Below are 13,947 nucleotides of genomic sequence, written 5' to 3' on the forward strand. Positions count from 1 at the left end.
ATGCGCACCATCGACAAACTCATCGCGCCGCATCTGAAGCTCGCGCCCGTGCTGGTCAAGCGCGCGCCGACGTTGACGCTGGCGTTCGACGACAGGCGCAAGAGCCGGCTCGCGGCTACGCTCGATAGCGGCGAAGAAGTCGCGCTGCTGTTGCCGCGCGGCACCGTGCTGCGCGACGGCGATGTATTGGTCGCTGAGGACGGTGGCCTCGTGCGCGTCGTCGCCGCGCCGGAAACGGTGCTGGTTGTTCGCGCGAAAGATGCGCTGACTTTGACCCGCGCCGCCTATCACCTCGGCAATCGCCACACGCCGGTGGAAGTCGGCGCGGACTATCTGAAGCTCGAATACGATCCGGTGCTGGCCGATATGCTTAAGCGCATCGGCGCGACGGTCGATCAGGTTTCAATGCCGTTTCAGCCGGAATCCGGCGCGTATGGCGGCGGGCATAAGCATGGTCATGATGAAACGTTCGCGGAAGACTATGCGTTAGCGCAGCAGGTTTTCGGCGAGCATCATGGGCATGAGCATTCGCATGACCATGAGCATGGACATAGCCACGCGGTGCAGGGGCATTCGCATGAGCACGGCCATGAGCATGCGCACGATCACGACCACGACCACGATCACGGCGATCACGTCCACGACGAATCGTGCGGCCACGGGCATCACCACCATCATGCGCATCGCTGAACTGACGGCGCTGCTGCATCTTGCTTCGCCGGCGCTGCCGATTGGCGCATTCAGCTACTCGCAGGGTCTCGAAGCCGCCATCGAAGCGCAACTGATCACCGATGCCGACTCCGCCCGCGACTGGATCGCCAGCGGCCTGACCGACGTGCTTGCGCATGGCGAGTTGCCGTTCCTCGCGCATCAGATGGAACGTTGGCATACGCATGACGCCTCGGCCCTCGCGCACGCCAACAGCGAATTCCTGGCGAGCCGTGAATCCGCTGAATTGCGCCGCGAAACGGAGCAGATGGGCTGGTCGTTGAGACAGTTGTGCGCATCGCTCGAATGGGGCGATGCCGACCGGCGCGCGACGCTCGCCTCGATGACGCCGCTCGCTCAACCCACGGCGTTCGCCTTCGCCGCCTACGCCCACGACGCAGCCGTCGACGCCGCCCTCGCCGCCTACGCCTTCAGCTGGGTGGAAAACCAGGCGGCCGCCGCGTTGAAGGCCGTGCCGTTGGGACAACTTGCCGGCCAACGCATTATCGTCGCGTTGCGCGAGCCGATCGATGCCGCCGTCACGCGCGCCATGGCCACATCGCCCGAAAACATCAACACCTTCGCGCCGCAACTCGGCATTCTCTCGGCGCGTCACGAGTCGCAGTATTCGCGGCTCTTTCGCTCATAACACGAACCATCATGAACGCACCTCATCATCCCGCCCACTCGACCGTCCGCACAAAGAAACTGCCGCCGCTGCGCGTGGGCGTCGGCGGCCCGGTCGGCTCGGGCAAGACCACGCTGCTCGAAATGCTCTGCAAGGCGATGCGCGAACAGTACGACCTCGTCGCCATCACCAACGACATCTATACGAAAGAAGATCAGCGCCTGTTGACGGTAGCGGGCGCGTTGCCGGCCGAACGGATCATGGGCGTCGAGACGGGCGGCTGTCCGCACACGGCGATCCGCGAGGACGCGTCGATCAATCTCGAAGCCGTCGACCGCATGCTGACGCGTTTCCCCGATGCGGATATCGTGTTCATCGAATCGGGTGGCGACAACCTCGCGGCGACGTTCAGTCCGGAACTGTCGGACCTGACGATTTATGTGATCGACGTGGCGGGTGGCGAGAAGATTCCGCGCAAGGGCGGCCCCGGCATCACGAAGTCCGATCTGCTGGTGATCAACAAGACGGACCTCGCGCCGATGGTCGGCGCGAATCTCGAGGTGATGGCGTCGGACGCGAAGAAAATGCGCGGCGAGCGGCCCTTCGTGATGTGCAATCTGAAGGCGCTCGACGGGTTGGATGTGGTGGTGAGGTTTATCGAGGAGAAGGGGTTGTTGAAGGTTTGAGGCTTCACTCGCCCGGATGGCATTCCAGCAGGAATGCCATCATTTCGGAGCCGTCCTTCGAAAGGTAAAAACGCACCATCTTTTCGTTGAAGTCGGCCGCACGCTGCGCGGGAACACTGATCGCGTCAATACCGTTCGCCATCAGCACGCCGTTCATCATGAACCGTGACGTGCGTTTGTTGCCGTCGAAGAAAAACTGCTGCAATGCGCCGAAGAGGAAAAAGGCACAACCGCGTTCGAAGGGGTTGGAGACCTGATCAGTCAGCGCGCGGGTGCCTGCAGCAAAGACGCGGTTGAGTTCCGGGGCGCCCGGCAAGGTCGGTAGCGGCGTATGGCGTCCCGCTTCGCCCAATGCGACGTCGGGCGTGTAACGTGTTTCCTCGCCCTCGCCTCGAAACACACCCCATTCAAGAGCCTCGTTACGGGCGACAAGCCGATGCAAGTCGCAAAACGTAGCCTTGTCGAGTGCAAATCGCCCGTTCTGCACGATCGCCAGCAAATGCTTCGAACTCTCAGCGAGGTTCAGGACCTGCTCCTGATCCGAGATTTTCCGGCCGCCGACGGTAACGCCGTCAAGCAGTGTCTTGACCTCGGGGAACGTAAATGGATTGCCTTCCAGCACACTCGCATCCCACACGAATTCCGGCAGCATCCGATGAAAACGGAAGCACACCCGTTTGATCGAATGAGTGGGGATGTCTTGCGGAATCGCGGCGCGGTCCCATTGAAAGCCGAGGTCGGTGAAAAGCGTCATCGCGGGCGGTGAGAGAGCGGTTTAAGTCACAGGGCCGGTAATGACCAAGCCCGATCTTCGCAGGATATATTATTTATTGATTCGCTAAGCAATGAGCCAGGCACCGTATTTCACAGCCCCCCTCCCTCACTCCCCCTCCGGCAACAACGCCATCAACACATCCACGGTCCGCGCCGTCGCGCCACGATGACGCGCGGCGAACGCCGACGCCGCGCCGCCCATGGCCAGTCTTCTGGACTTGTCGCCGAACAACTCGCGCAATGCGCGCCCCAGATCGGCCGGGTCCTTTACCTGTACCGCAGCGCCCGCCGCAACCGCATCCGCGGTGGCCTGCGTGAAGTTGAACACATGCGGACCGATCAGCACAGGCACACCGACCGCGCACGCCTCGATCAGATTCTGCCCGCCCAACGGCAACAAACTGCCGCCGATGAACGCCAGATCCGAAGCGGCATAGTAAGCGCCCAATTCGCCCATCGAGTCACCCAGCAGTACCTTCACACCCGCGGGCAAAGCCCGCACGCCACCGCTCGCGGCCGCCGCCGACGCCACCTTCGCATCCGGCGCCCACGCCGACCGCCGCTCGAGCCGTAGCCCAGCCTTCTCGACCAGCCCCGCCACTTCGTTGAAACGTTGCGGATGACGCGGCACCAGAATCAGCAGCGCGTCATCGGTGCCGAGCGCCGCGAACGCCTGCAGCACCAGTTCCTCTTCACCTTCGCGCGTGCTCGCCGCGACCCACACCGGACGCGCGCCGATTGCCGCGCGCCACGCATGTCCGCGCGCCGCCAGTTCCGGCGGCGTGCTCATGTCGAATTTCAGATTGCCGAGCACGGCTGCATTGCGCGCGCCGAGCGCAGTCAACCGCTCGGCATCCGATGGACTCTGCGCCAGCACGCGCGCAAAGCCCCCGAACACGTCCTTGGTCGCACTGCCGAACTTGGCCGCGCGCTTATACGAGCGCGCCGACATCCGCGCGTTGGTCAGCACCAGCGGCACGTCCGCGCGACGGCACTCGTCGATCAGCGTCGGCCACACTTCGGTTTCCATCACCAGACCGAGCGACGGCCGCCACGCTCGCAAAAACCGCCGCACGGCATGCGGCATGTCGTACGGCAGATAGCTGCGCAACACACGGTCGCCGAAAATCTGCTCGCCGGTGGCGCGCCCGCTCGGCGTCATGTGCGTCAACAGAATGCGTGCGTCGGGACGCGCCTTGATCAACGCGTCGATCAGCGGTTGCGCGGCGCGCGTCTCGCCCACGGACACCGCGTGCACCCAGATCAGCGGCGCATTGTCTTCAGGCAACCGGCCGCGCGAGTAACCGAACCGCTCGCCGATATGCTCGCGATAACCGCGTTCCTTGCGCGAGCGGATCAACAGGCGCAACACCGCCAGCGGCGCGATGATCCACCAGAGCGCGTGATAGATCGCCCTCAGCATCGGCACTCCGACTGCCTGAAGGGACGAGCCAACGCGTCGGGCGAAACCGGCAAATGGAGCGCGGCGCTCAAACCAGCGCCCTGCCCTTCAGGCGCTCGAGAATGCCGAGCGGCGCGCATTCGGGCTGCGCCATCGACTTGACCGGCAAGAAGAAGGTCTGCTCCAGCATGAACTGCCCGGACATCACCGCGTGCGAGGTCTGATCCGAGAAACACACCCAGACGCTGCCGGGCGGAAACGGCATGGTCTCCTGCGGGCTCGATTGCTGATAGTCGAGGTCGGCCTTCATGCCGTCGTGCAGATGCAGCATCAGATGGTCGTACTCGCTGCGCGGCGTCTTGGTCACGTGCAGCAGGTTCAGCAGCCACGCCGCGCCCGGCATCTGCGGCTTGATGCGCGGCAGGAAGCGTTTGGCCATGTCCTCGAACGGTTCGCCGACGCGCCACACGCGCGGCGCGCCATGCGGATTGACGTTGGTGAACACGCGCAGAATGCGCTCGCCGTAGTTCGGCCGCGAAGGAAAGGCGTCCACATGCAGACGGCTATCGTCTTTGCGCCATGACGTCTCGCGCGTTTCCACCTGATGCAGCCGCAAGCTGGTCGGCGCCACGCGCAGCCTGCCGTTGTATTCGGGAAAGAGCCCGTCGACCAGCGTGCGCGCATTGGTCTGATAACGCGCGATCAATGCGCGCACGGCGGATTGCGTGACGGCGTCGCCGGCCACGCCATGCAACGCGCCGCCATTGGGTTCGAGGCTGATGTTCTTGCGGCTCGGGTCGGCGAGCGCGGGGTCGAGCAGCGCCTGTTCGCCGCCTTCGATCGCGAAGCGCAGATTCGGGAAATACAGCACTTTGCCGCGTTCGACGCCGGCAAGCAGCGTCTCGCGCGGCACGGACAGATTGCGTCCGTGCCAGTCGGCGTTCGCTACTTCGATGATCTGGGTTTCGTTCATGGTCGCCCTTGAAAACGGTTGGAGCGCAAGGCGAAGCGCCCCGGACGTGTCATAGCAGGCCGAAGCCCGCGAGTGCCGACTTCACCTGTTGCAGCGTGGGCGGCTGTCCGGCCGTGCCGAGATTGACGACGTTCGGCGACCAGTAGCCGCCAGTGCGCCACGCAGTGGCGAAATTGTACAACTCGACCGTGGGCCGCTTCAGCGCCGCGGCGATGTGAACCAGACCTGTGTCAACACCGACCGTCGCAGCCGCGCCTTCGATCAGGCCGACCACCGCGGGCAACGTGAGTTTGGGCGGCACGATGGCCGCTGCGCCGAACTCCTTCGCCAGACGCTCGCTGGTGGCGCGCTCCTCCTCGCTGCCCCACGGCAGCACGATCGAGGCACCGCGCCGCACCAGCGACTGCCCCAGTTCGATCCACGCGGTGTCCGGCCACTGCTTGTCGGCGCGCGAGGTGGCGTGCACGAACACGACGTACGGCACCGGCAGGTTCAGATTCGCCTCCGACAAAGCCAGCGCGGCGCGCCCGGTGTCGATGCCGAAGTCGATGTCATCGGTGGGCTGCGGCGGGGGGTCGTCCAGCGCCGCGGCCACCAGTTGGCGCGTGCGCTCGACCACATGGGTGCGCGGCTCGATTGGCACGCGCTTGTCGTAGAAGAAGCGCACCGGCCATTCGAAGCCCGCGCCCTCGGTGCGGTTCGCGAGGCCGACCAGCGTCCCGCGCGCCATGCTCGCGACCCACGCGGTCTTGATGAGCCCCTGGCAGTCGATCACGAGGTCGTAGTGCTCGGCGGCGAGCGCGCGGCGGAAGGCGCCGATCTCGCGCCAGTTGTCGACCGACAGAATGCGCTTGCGCCAGCGCCGCAGGGACACGGGAATCGCCCGCCGCACGCCGCTCACGAGTTGCACGAGCCCCACGAAGCTTTCTTCGACGAGCCAGTCGATCTGGGCATCGGGATGGCGGCGTCGGATGTCGGCGATCACCGGCATGTTGTGAACGACGTCGCCCAATGACGACACCCTCACGATCAGTATCTTTTGCACGCTCAAGAGTGGGAAAACCGGCTATCCGGCCCGAAGATGCGTTGAGAGAGCCCCCGAACCTGTCGCTTCGCGCCAGGCTCCCCATGGGGAATGAGAAAACTTGGGGCGGCCCGGCGTTTTCTCACGAGGACGGCAATTCTAGCGCGTTGCATGTAAATGGCATGAAAAAACGCGGCGCGGTAAGAGAAACCCGCGCCGCGTTCGACGGCCACCGCGGTTCGAACCGAACCGTGGCGCCGCTCATGCGTTTAGAACGGCAGCTTCGCGTCCGGCTTCTCCGCCATGATCACGCGGCGGAAGTCTTCCTGGATGCGCTTGAGCGCCGCGTCGTTATCGGCTTCGAAACGCATCACCACGACCGGCGTGGTGTTCGACGAACGCGCGAGACCGAAGCCGTCCGGATACTCGACGCGCAGGCCGTCGATCTTCACGACGTCGTCCGCCCCGGTGAACTTCGCGTTTTGCTGCAGGCGGGCGATCAGTTCGAAGTTTTCGCCTTCCTCGAGCTTCAGTTGCAGTTCCGGCGTGGAGTTCGAGTTCGGCAGCGAGTTCAGCAGCTTGCTCGGGTCTTCCACACGCGTGAGGATTTCGAGCAGACGCGCGCCGGTGTACAGGCCGTCGTCGAAACCGTACCAGCGGTCCTTGAAGAACACGTGACCGCTCATTTCGCCGGCCAGCGGCGCGCCGGTTTCACGCAGCTTCGCCTTGACGAGCGAGTGGCCGGTCTTCCACATGAGCGGCTCGCCGCCCTTGTCCTTCACCCACTTAGCGAGGTTGCGCGTGCATTTCACGTCGTAAATGATCTGCGCGCCCTTGTTGCGCGACAGCACTTCTTCGGCGAACAGCATGAGCTGACGGTCCGGATAGATGATCTGGCCGTCTTTGGTGACCACGCCGAGGCGGTCGCCGTCGCCATCGAACGCGAAGCCGATTTCAGCGTCCGTTTCCTTCAGCGCGCGAATCACGTCCTGCAGGTTTTCCGGGTGAGCCGGGTCCGGGTGATGGTTCGGGAAGTTGCCGTCGATCTCGGTGAACAGTTCGACCAGTTCGCAGCCGAGCTTCTTGAACAGCTGGGGCGCGAGGCCACCGGCCACGCCGTTGCCGGTGTCGACCACGATCTTGATGGGACGCGTGAGCTTGATGTCGCTCGCGATACGCTCGAGATAGGCGTCGGCGATATCGTACTCGGCGTACGTGCCGCTGCCTTCGGAGAAGTTCTCGTCGACGATGCGCTGATGCAGCGCGAGAATCTGTTCGCCGTAAATGGCCGCGCCGCGCAGGACCATCTTGAAGCCGTTGTAGTCCGGCGGATTATGACTACCCGTCACGACGATGCACGAATCGACGCGGCGTTCGCCGCCTTCAAGCTGCAACGGCACGCTGGCCGCGAAGTAGCCCACCGGCGTGGGCACCATGCCCACGTTGACCACGTCGACGCCGGCCGCACGCAGGCCGTCCGACAGAGCCTGGACGAGCTCGGGACCCGACAGGCGCCCGTCACGCGCGACCACCACGGCGTCGCCGCCTTGCGCCCGCACTTCGCTGCCGAACGAGCGGCCGATCGAACGCGCTGCATCGGCGTCGAGCGTCTTGCCGATTACACCGCGAATGTCATACGCCTTGAAAATAGATTTGGAGATCATGTTGGCTCACTTGCGTGCAATGGAGAATTTTGACCGGCGCACCGATGATGAATCGGTAAAACACAGCGATGCGCCCTTGCCGGAAGCGATCCGGTTCCAACTTATAATTGCGCTTTTCGGACCAGCCTTATAGCACCATTCTAATGCTTAGACGCCCTCCAAATGTAAAGTTGCCGCGACAGTCGGCTGGGTGGGCAAACGCGCGCACTGCGCCGCTCGGGTCATGCGCACCGCTCGCGCTCACGGTGCCGTCGGCACGCTCGGCGCAAGCGGACCGGCGAGCGGCCAGCGGATGCTGACGCTCAAACGCTTCGCCAATCCGGACGTCACGCGCGCCTTCACGAATATCGTCTGGCTCGGGCTGGAACGGCTCACGCAGATCGGCGTGGCAATCGTGATCAGCGGCATGCTGGCGCGCTACTTCGGGCCGGACACGTTCGGCAAATGGCAATACGCGAACACCCTGCTGCTGGTGCTCTCGCCCATTACCTGGGTTTGCGGCGCCGAAATTCTGGTGCCCACCATCGTCAACCGGCCGCCGGCGCAACTCGGCACGGTGCTGGGCAGCGCTTTCGCGCTGCGTATTTCCGTGTCGGTGGCGGCCTTGCTGCTGACCTGGCTCGGTGTCGCCCTGCACTTCTTCGAGCCGCTGGTCGGCGCCATGCTGGCCGGCCTCGCCGTGACCATGCTGTTTCGCGAACCGTTCGTCGGCGTGATCAATGCGTGGCTGCAAAGCATGACCTACAGCAAGCCGCAGTTGCTCACCAGCATGAGCACCGCGGTGCTGAAGGCCGCGCTGGTCTATCTGCTGGTGCGCGCGGCGGCCACGCCCGCGCGCTTCGGCTGGCTGTGGGCACTCGAATCGGCGGCGATCGGCGCGGTCCTGCTGATCTATTACATGCGCCGGCATGGCGGCAAGCTCGGCTGGCGTCTCGACCGCTCGCTCTTCAGGCACTTCGCGAGCGCCGGCACGGTGTTCTGGCTCGGCCTGATCTGTATGTATCTGTTCCTGAAACTGGATCGGCTGATGCTCGAACGGGCCATTTCCTTCGCTGATCTCGGACGCTATTCCGCCGCCCAGCAGTTGAACGAAAACTGGATCACGCTCGCCTTGATGCTCGCGCAGACCATCGCGCCCGCCTTCGTCTATCGTGTGCAGGAGGCCGCCCAGTTGCGCCGCAACATGTGGCGGCTCACCGCCATGACCGCCGTGTTGATGGTGAGTGGCGCGATCGTGCTGGATCTGCTGGCCGGGCTGATCATCCGCCGCGTGTTCGGGCCGCAGTTCGAAGGCGCGATCGAGATCTTCCGCTGGGCCGTGTGGCTGTCGGTACCCGCCGGCATCGAGGCGATCGGCAATCTGATCGTGTTGAAATATCAGGCCAAATTCGTGTTGCTCGCGAAGTGGCTGCTGGCGCTGGCCGTCGCGTTCGTGGTCAATCTGCTGGCCATTCCGCGCTTTGGCGCATATGGCGCGCTTGTCGGCCTCGCGGCCGGCTATCTGGCGGCCGCGTCGGTTAATCTTTATTACATTCGTTTCAAATTGCGCCCATGACGAACTCACCCGCCACCGCGCAAATGACCCTCGACGACGTCGCGGTGCTGATTCCCGCCTACAACGGCCAGGCCGATGTCGACCTCACGCTCGCGTCATTCAGTGAAAGCGCGCCGGTGCACGTGCTGATCGTCGACGACGGCAGCACGCCGCCGATCGTCGCGCCGGCCATCGCCAATATGAAGATCGAGGTGCTGCGCATGGCGCGCAACGGCGGGATCGAACGTGCCTTGCAAACCGGTATCGACGCCCTTGCGCAGCGCGGCTTTCGCTATGCGGCGCGCATCGACGCGGGCGACCGCTGCGTGCCGCAGCGGCTCGCCAAACAACGCGTGTTCATGGAATTGCATCCACGCGTGGCGGGCCTCGGCATGTGGACGCAGGTCGTCACCCGCGAAGGCAAGCCGCTCTTCATGCTGACGCCGCCCGCCGAACCGGACGCGATCCGCCGCTTGCGCTTCTTCCGCTCATGCCTCGCGCATCCTTCGATGATGCTGCGCATCGACGCCGTGCGCGCGGTCGGCAATTACCGCGCCGAGTACCGCTCCGCCGAGGACCTCGATCTGTTCGTGCGGCTGATGGAGCGCTACGACTGCGCGAACCTGCCGGAGCTCGGGCTCTACTACGAACTGAACGAAGGCGGCATCAGCGCGACCAAACGGCGCCGCCAGGTGAGCTCGACGCTGCGGCTGCAACTGCGCTACTTCAACGCCGCCAACCTGTACGACTGGCTGGGCCTCGCCAAAAATCTGCTGCATCTGGTGACGCCTTACCGCGCGCTGCAGCGGATCAAGCGCAGCCTGCTCACGCCGCGCGCGAGCCATTAAATCATTCACCACCCCAATCACCGCCGAGCTCGTTCCCGCATGAAGCCTGCCTTGAAGTCGACGCCCGCGTTGCGCATTACACTCGTCTGTAACACCGCCTGGGCAATCTATACCTATCGGCAAGGGCTGATCCGTATGCTGGTTGGACGCGGCGTCGACGTGACGGTGCTCGCGCCGCGCGACCGCACGTTCGAACTGCTCACCGCCATGGGCTGCCGCTGCATCGAATTGCCGGTCGCCTCCAAAAGCACCAGTCCACGCGACGACCTGCGCACGCTGTACGCGCTGTACCGGCAATACCGGACCATCCGCCCGCACGTGGTGTTCCACTACACGATCAAGCCGAACATCTATGGTTCGATCGCCGCGAAGCTGGCGGGCGTGCAGTCGGTTGCGGTCACAACCGGATTGGGCTACGTGTTCATCCAGCACAGCCGTGCCGCGCAAGTAGCCAAAAAACTGTATCGTTTTGCGTTCCGTTTTCCGCGCGAAATATGGTTTTTGAATCGCGACGATCAAGCCGCGTTTGTCGAACGGAATTTGTTGGTGCATCCTGAGCGCGCGAGGTTGCTGCATGGCGAAGGCGTCGATCTCGCGCAGTTCGCTTTCACGCCGTTGCCCGAGCGGACCGACTACCGCTTCGTGCTGATCGGACGGCTGCTGTGGGACAAGGGCGTGGGCGAATATGTCGACGCCGCGCGGCGTTTGCGTGAACGTTACCCGCACGCACGGTTCCAATTGCTCGGTCCGGTGGGCGTCGACAATCCCAGCGCGATTACGCGCGAAGAAGTGGCGGCGTGGGAACAGGAAGGCATCATCGAGTATCTTGGTGAGGCGCACGACGTGCGGCCTCTCATCGCCGAGGCGGATTGCGTTGTGCTGCCGTCGTATCGCGAAGGCGTGCCGCGCACGCTGATGGAAGCCTCGGCAATGGGCCGGCCGATCGTCGCGACCGACGTGCCGGGCTGCCGCGAGGTGGTGGCGGACGGCGTCAACGGATTGCTGTGCGAAGTGCGCAATGCAGAAAGCCTGGCGGCCACGCTGGCGCGCATGCTCGACATGAGCGGCCCAGAGCGGCGAGCCATGGCTGAACGCGGCCGGAAGAAAGTCGCGGAAGAATTCGACGAACGCGTGGTCGTCGAAACGTATAAGGACCTGGTGCAGAAAATGACGGGCGTTTTACTTTAACGGAGCAACAGCATGACCACGAAGGGCACGATTCTGGTAACGGGCGGCGCGGGCTTTATCGGCTCGCACACCTGTGTCGAACTGCTGAACGGCGGTTACGACGTCGTAGTAATCGACAATCTCGTGAACAGCAACCGCGAATCGCTGCGGCGCGTGGAAAAGATCACCGGCAAGGCGGTGACCTTCTACGAAGCCGACGCGCGCGACCAAGCGGCGCTCAACCGTATTTTCGACGCCCACCCGATCACGGGCGCGATTCACTTTGCCGCATTGAAGGCGGTGGGCGAGTCGGTCGCGAAGCCAATCGAGTACTACAGCAACAACGTCGGCAGCCTGCTGACCTTGCTCGGCGTGATGCGCGACCGTAACGTCAAGCAGTTCGTGTTCAGTTCGTCGGCCACCGTCTACGGCGTGCCGAAGAGCTCGCCGATCGACGAGTCGTTCCCGCTGTCGGCCACCAATCCCTACGGCCAGTCGAAACTGATCGCCGAGCAGGTATTGCGCGATCTGGAAGTGGCCGATCCGTCGTGGCGCATTGCCACACTGCGCTACTTCAATCCGGTCGGCGCGCACGAGAGCGGCCTGATCGGCGAAGATCCCGCCGGCATTCCGAACAACCTGATGCCGTATGTCGCGCAGGTCGCGGTCGGCAAGCTCGAGAAGCTTCGCGTGTTCGGCGGCGACTACGACACGCCCGACGGCACCGGCGTGCGCGACTATATCCACGTCGTCGATCTGGCGCGCGGACATCTGGCCGCGCTCGACGCGCTGGTCAAGCGCGACGCCAGTTTCGTCGCGAACCTCGGCACGGGCCAGGGCTATAGCGTGATCGATGTGGTCAAGGCATTCGAGAAAGCCGCCGGCCGGCCGGTGCCGTATGAAATCGTGGCGCGCCGCCCCGGCGACGTCGCCTCGTGTTTCGCCGATCCGGCCGCGGCCGAGAAGATCATCGGCTGGCGCGCGCAGTTCGGTATCGAGCGGATGTGCGCGGATCACTGGCGCTGGCAGTCCACGAATCCGCAAGGATTCGCGTGAGTTGAATGACGTCGACGGCGGCGCGAAGGAGCCGCCAGGCAGGGGTTCCGCCGCCGTCGATTGCGGGATTGCACCACGCGGGTAATTCCGCATATTACTAATACTTTACGATTTCTATACTGACTCACCGATTGACGGTCAGGCTTCCTAAGAACGTGTGAATCGGCGCGCATGAGCCCGCATCGAGGCTTCATGCAAGAAAAGACATGCTACGGAGACAGCTATGGGAATTCGCTTGAAAAGCGTTGTGGGTGCGCTCGCCCTTTGTGCCCTCGCCAATGTCAGCTACGCGGCGGATCCGATCAAGATCGGCGTCGATGGACCTTTCACCGGTGGCTCGTCTTCGATGGGCGTGAGCATGCGCGACGGCGTGCGCCTCGCGACCGCCGAGATCAATAAAGCCGGTGGCGTGCTGGGCCGCCAGATCGTGCTGGTGGAACGCGACGACGAAGCGAAGAACGAACGCGGCGTGCAGATCGCGCAAGAGCTGATCAACAAGGAAAAAGTCGTGGCGGTGGTCGGCTACATCAACACCGGCGTCGCGCTCGCTTCGCAGCGCTTCTTCCAGGAAGCGAAGATTCCCGTGTTCAACAACGTCGCCACAGGCAGCATCGTGACGAAGCAGTTCACCGATCAGCCGGATAACTACGTGTTCCGCAATGCCGCCGCGGACCGCATCCAGGCGCCGATGATCGTCGAAGAGGCCGTGACCAAACGCGGCTTCAAGAAAGTCGCGATTCTCGCCGACTCGACCAACTACGGTCAGCTCGGCCGCGAAGACCTCGAAAAAGCGCTCGCCGCCAAAGGCGTGAAACCCGTCGCCGTCGAGAAATTCAATATCAAGGACGTCGACATGACCGCGCAGCTGCTCAAGGCCAAAGAGGCCGGCGCGGAAGCGGTGCTGACATACGGGATCGGACCGGAACTCGCGCAGATCGCCAACGGCATGGCCAAGCTCGGCTGGAAAGTGCCGCTGATCGGCAGCTGGACCCTGTCGATGGCGAACTATATCGACAACGCGAGCACCAACGGCGAAGGCGCACGCATGCCGCAGACGTTCATTCAGGAAGCGAACACGCCGAAGCGCAAAGCCTTTATCGAAGCGTATCTGAAGGAATTCAAGCCGAAGAACAACCGGATCGACTCGCCGGTGTCCGCCGCGCAAGGTTACGACTCGGTCTATCTGCTGGCCGCCGCGATCACCCAGGCCGGCTCGACCGACGGCCCGAAGGTGCGCGCCGCGCTCGAGACCCTCAACACCAAGGTGGAAGGCGTCGTGATGGTCTACGACAAGCCGTTCACGCACGACGACCACGAAGCAATCAGCCCCAACGTGCCGGTGGTCGGCGAGGTCAAGGGCGGCCGCGTGGTCTATGCGTACGAAGCCGACAAGAAAGGCGGCGGCCAGTTGCGCAGCAAGCAGGCGAGCTCGGCGAACTGAGCGTGAAATAAGCGCGAAAGCAAGCGCGAAGCACGCGCGGCG

Annotated in this window: 13 protein-coding genes; 8 read left to right on the plus strand and 5 right to left on the minus strand. The window is 63.8% G+C overall.

The annotated features are described in order from the left end of the window. Genes ureE through ureG form a run of 3 tightly spaced genes read left to right on the plus strand, consistent with a single transcriptional unit; the run spans position 1 to position 2,022 of the window. Complete coding sequence (gene ureE / locus PQR42_RS14495) at positions 1 to 690, plus strand: urease accessory protein UreE (protein WP_408385411.1); 690 nt, start codon at positions 1 to 3, stop codon at positions 688 to 690. After that, entirely contained in the window at positions 677 to 1,357 is a 681-nt protein-coding gene (locus PQR42_RS14500; protein ID WP_408385595.1) for an urease accessory protein UreF, read from the plus strand. The genes ureE and PQR42_RS14500 overlap by 14 nt, the downstream gene beginning before the upstream one ends. 11 nt (positions 1,358 to 1,368) lie before the next feature. Continuing rightward, positions 1,369 to 2,022: an urease accessory protein UreG gene (gene ureG / locus PQR42_RS14505; RefSeq protein WP_408214744.1), complete on the plus strand. Its 654-nt coding sequence runs from the start codon at positions 1,369 to 1,371 to the stop codon at positions 2,020 to 2,022. Positions 2,023 to 2,026: 4 nt separating this feature from the next. Here the strand turns inward: ureG and PQR42_RS14510 are convergent, their stop codons facing one another. The 5 genes from PQR42_RS14510 to PQR42_RS14530 all read right to left on the minus strand — a co-directional run bounded on the left by PQR42_RS14510 (position 2,027) and on the right by PQR42_RS14530 (position 7,859). Further along, on the minus strand, positions 2,027 to 2,644 hold the full coding sequence (locus PQR42_RS14510) for a Fic family protein (protein ID WP_408385409.1): 618 nt from the start codon (positions 2,642 to 2,644) through the stop codon (positions 2,027 to 2,029). 258 nt (positions 2,645 to 2,902) lie between these two features. Then, complete coding sequence (gene waaA, locus PQR42_RS14515) at positions 2,903 to 4,219, minus strand: lipid IV(A) 3-deoxy-D-manno-octulosonic acid transferase (RefSeq protein ID WP_408385407.1); 1,317 nt, start codon at positions 4,217 to 4,219, stop codon at positions 2,903 to 2,905. A gap of 67 nt (positions 4,220 to 4,286) precedes the next feature. Continuing rightward, positions 4,287 to 5,171 carry a Kdo hydroxylase KdoO gene (kdoO, locus tag PQR42_RS14520; protein ID WP_408385405.1) on the minus strand — a complete coding sequence of 295 codons (885 nt, stop codon included), beginning with the start codon at positions 5,169 to 5,171 and terminating at the stop codon, positions 4,287 to 4,289. A 49-nt stretch (positions 5,172 to 5,220) separates the two neighbouring features. Then, positions 5,221 to 6,222 carry a lipopolysaccharide heptosyltransferase I gene (gene waaC, locus PQR42_RS14525; RefSeq protein ID WP_408385403.1) on the minus strand — a complete coding sequence of 334 codons (1,002 nt, stop codon included), beginning with the start codon at positions 6,220 to 6,222 and terminating at the stop codon, positions 5,221 to 5,223. A gap of 242 nt (positions 6,223 to 6,464) precedes the next feature. Beyond that, positions 6,465 to 7,859 (minus strand): phosphomannomutase/phosphoglucomutase, encoded by a 1,395-nt coding sequence (locus PQR42_RS14530; RefSeq protein WP_408214754.1) that lies wholly within the window; start codon positions 7,857 to 7,859, stop codon positions 6,465 to 6,467. A gap of 292 nt (positions 7,860 to 8,151) precedes the next feature. Between PQR42_RS14530 and PQR42_RS14535 the strand changes: the two genes are divergently transcribed. From PQR42_RS14535 to PQR42_RS14555, 5 genes are all read left to right on the plus strand, one after another. Then, complete coding sequence (locus PQR42_RS14535) at positions 8,152 to 9,414, plus strand: oligosaccharide flippase family protein (protein ID WP_408214902.1); 1,263 nt, start codon at positions 8,152 to 8,154, stop codon at positions 9,412 to 9,414. After that, a complete protein-coding gene (locus PQR42_RS14540; protein WP_408214757.1) occupies positions 9,411 to 10,241 on the plus strand; it encodes a glycosyltransferase in 831 nt (276 codons plus the stop codon). Before PQR42_RS14535 ends, PQR42_RS14540 begins: the two co-directional genes overlap by 4 nt. A 39-nt stretch (positions 10,242 to 10,280) precedes the next feature. Continuing rightward, positions 10,281 to 11,429 carry a glycosyltransferase family 4 protein gene (locus PQR42_RS14545; RefSeq protein WP_408214760.1) on the plus strand — a complete coding sequence of 383 codons (1,149 nt, stop codon included), beginning with the start codon at positions 10,281 to 10,283 and terminating at the stop codon, positions 11,427 to 11,429. Positions 11,430 to 11,441: 12 nt separating this feature from the next. Next, entirely contained in the window at positions 11,442 to 12,464 is a 1,023-nt protein-coding gene (galE, locus tag PQR42_RS14550) for a UDP-glucose 4-epimerase GalE (RefSeq protein WP_408385401.1), read from the plus strand. Between the two features lie 223 nt (positions 12,465 to 12,687). After that, on the plus strand, positions 12,688 to 13,905 hold the full coding sequence (locus PQR42_RS14555) for an ABC transporter substrate-binding protein (protein WP_408214766.1): 1,218 nt from the start codon (positions 12,688 to 12,690) through the stop codon (positions 13,903 to 13,905). Positions 13,906 to 13,947 lie beyond the last annotated feature (42 nt).

The organism is Paraburkholderia sediminicola (assembly GCF_046027355.1).
Lineage (GTDB): Bacteria > Pseudomonadota > Gammaproteobacteria > Burkholderiales > Burkholderiaceae > Paraburkholderia > Paraburkholderia sediminicola_B.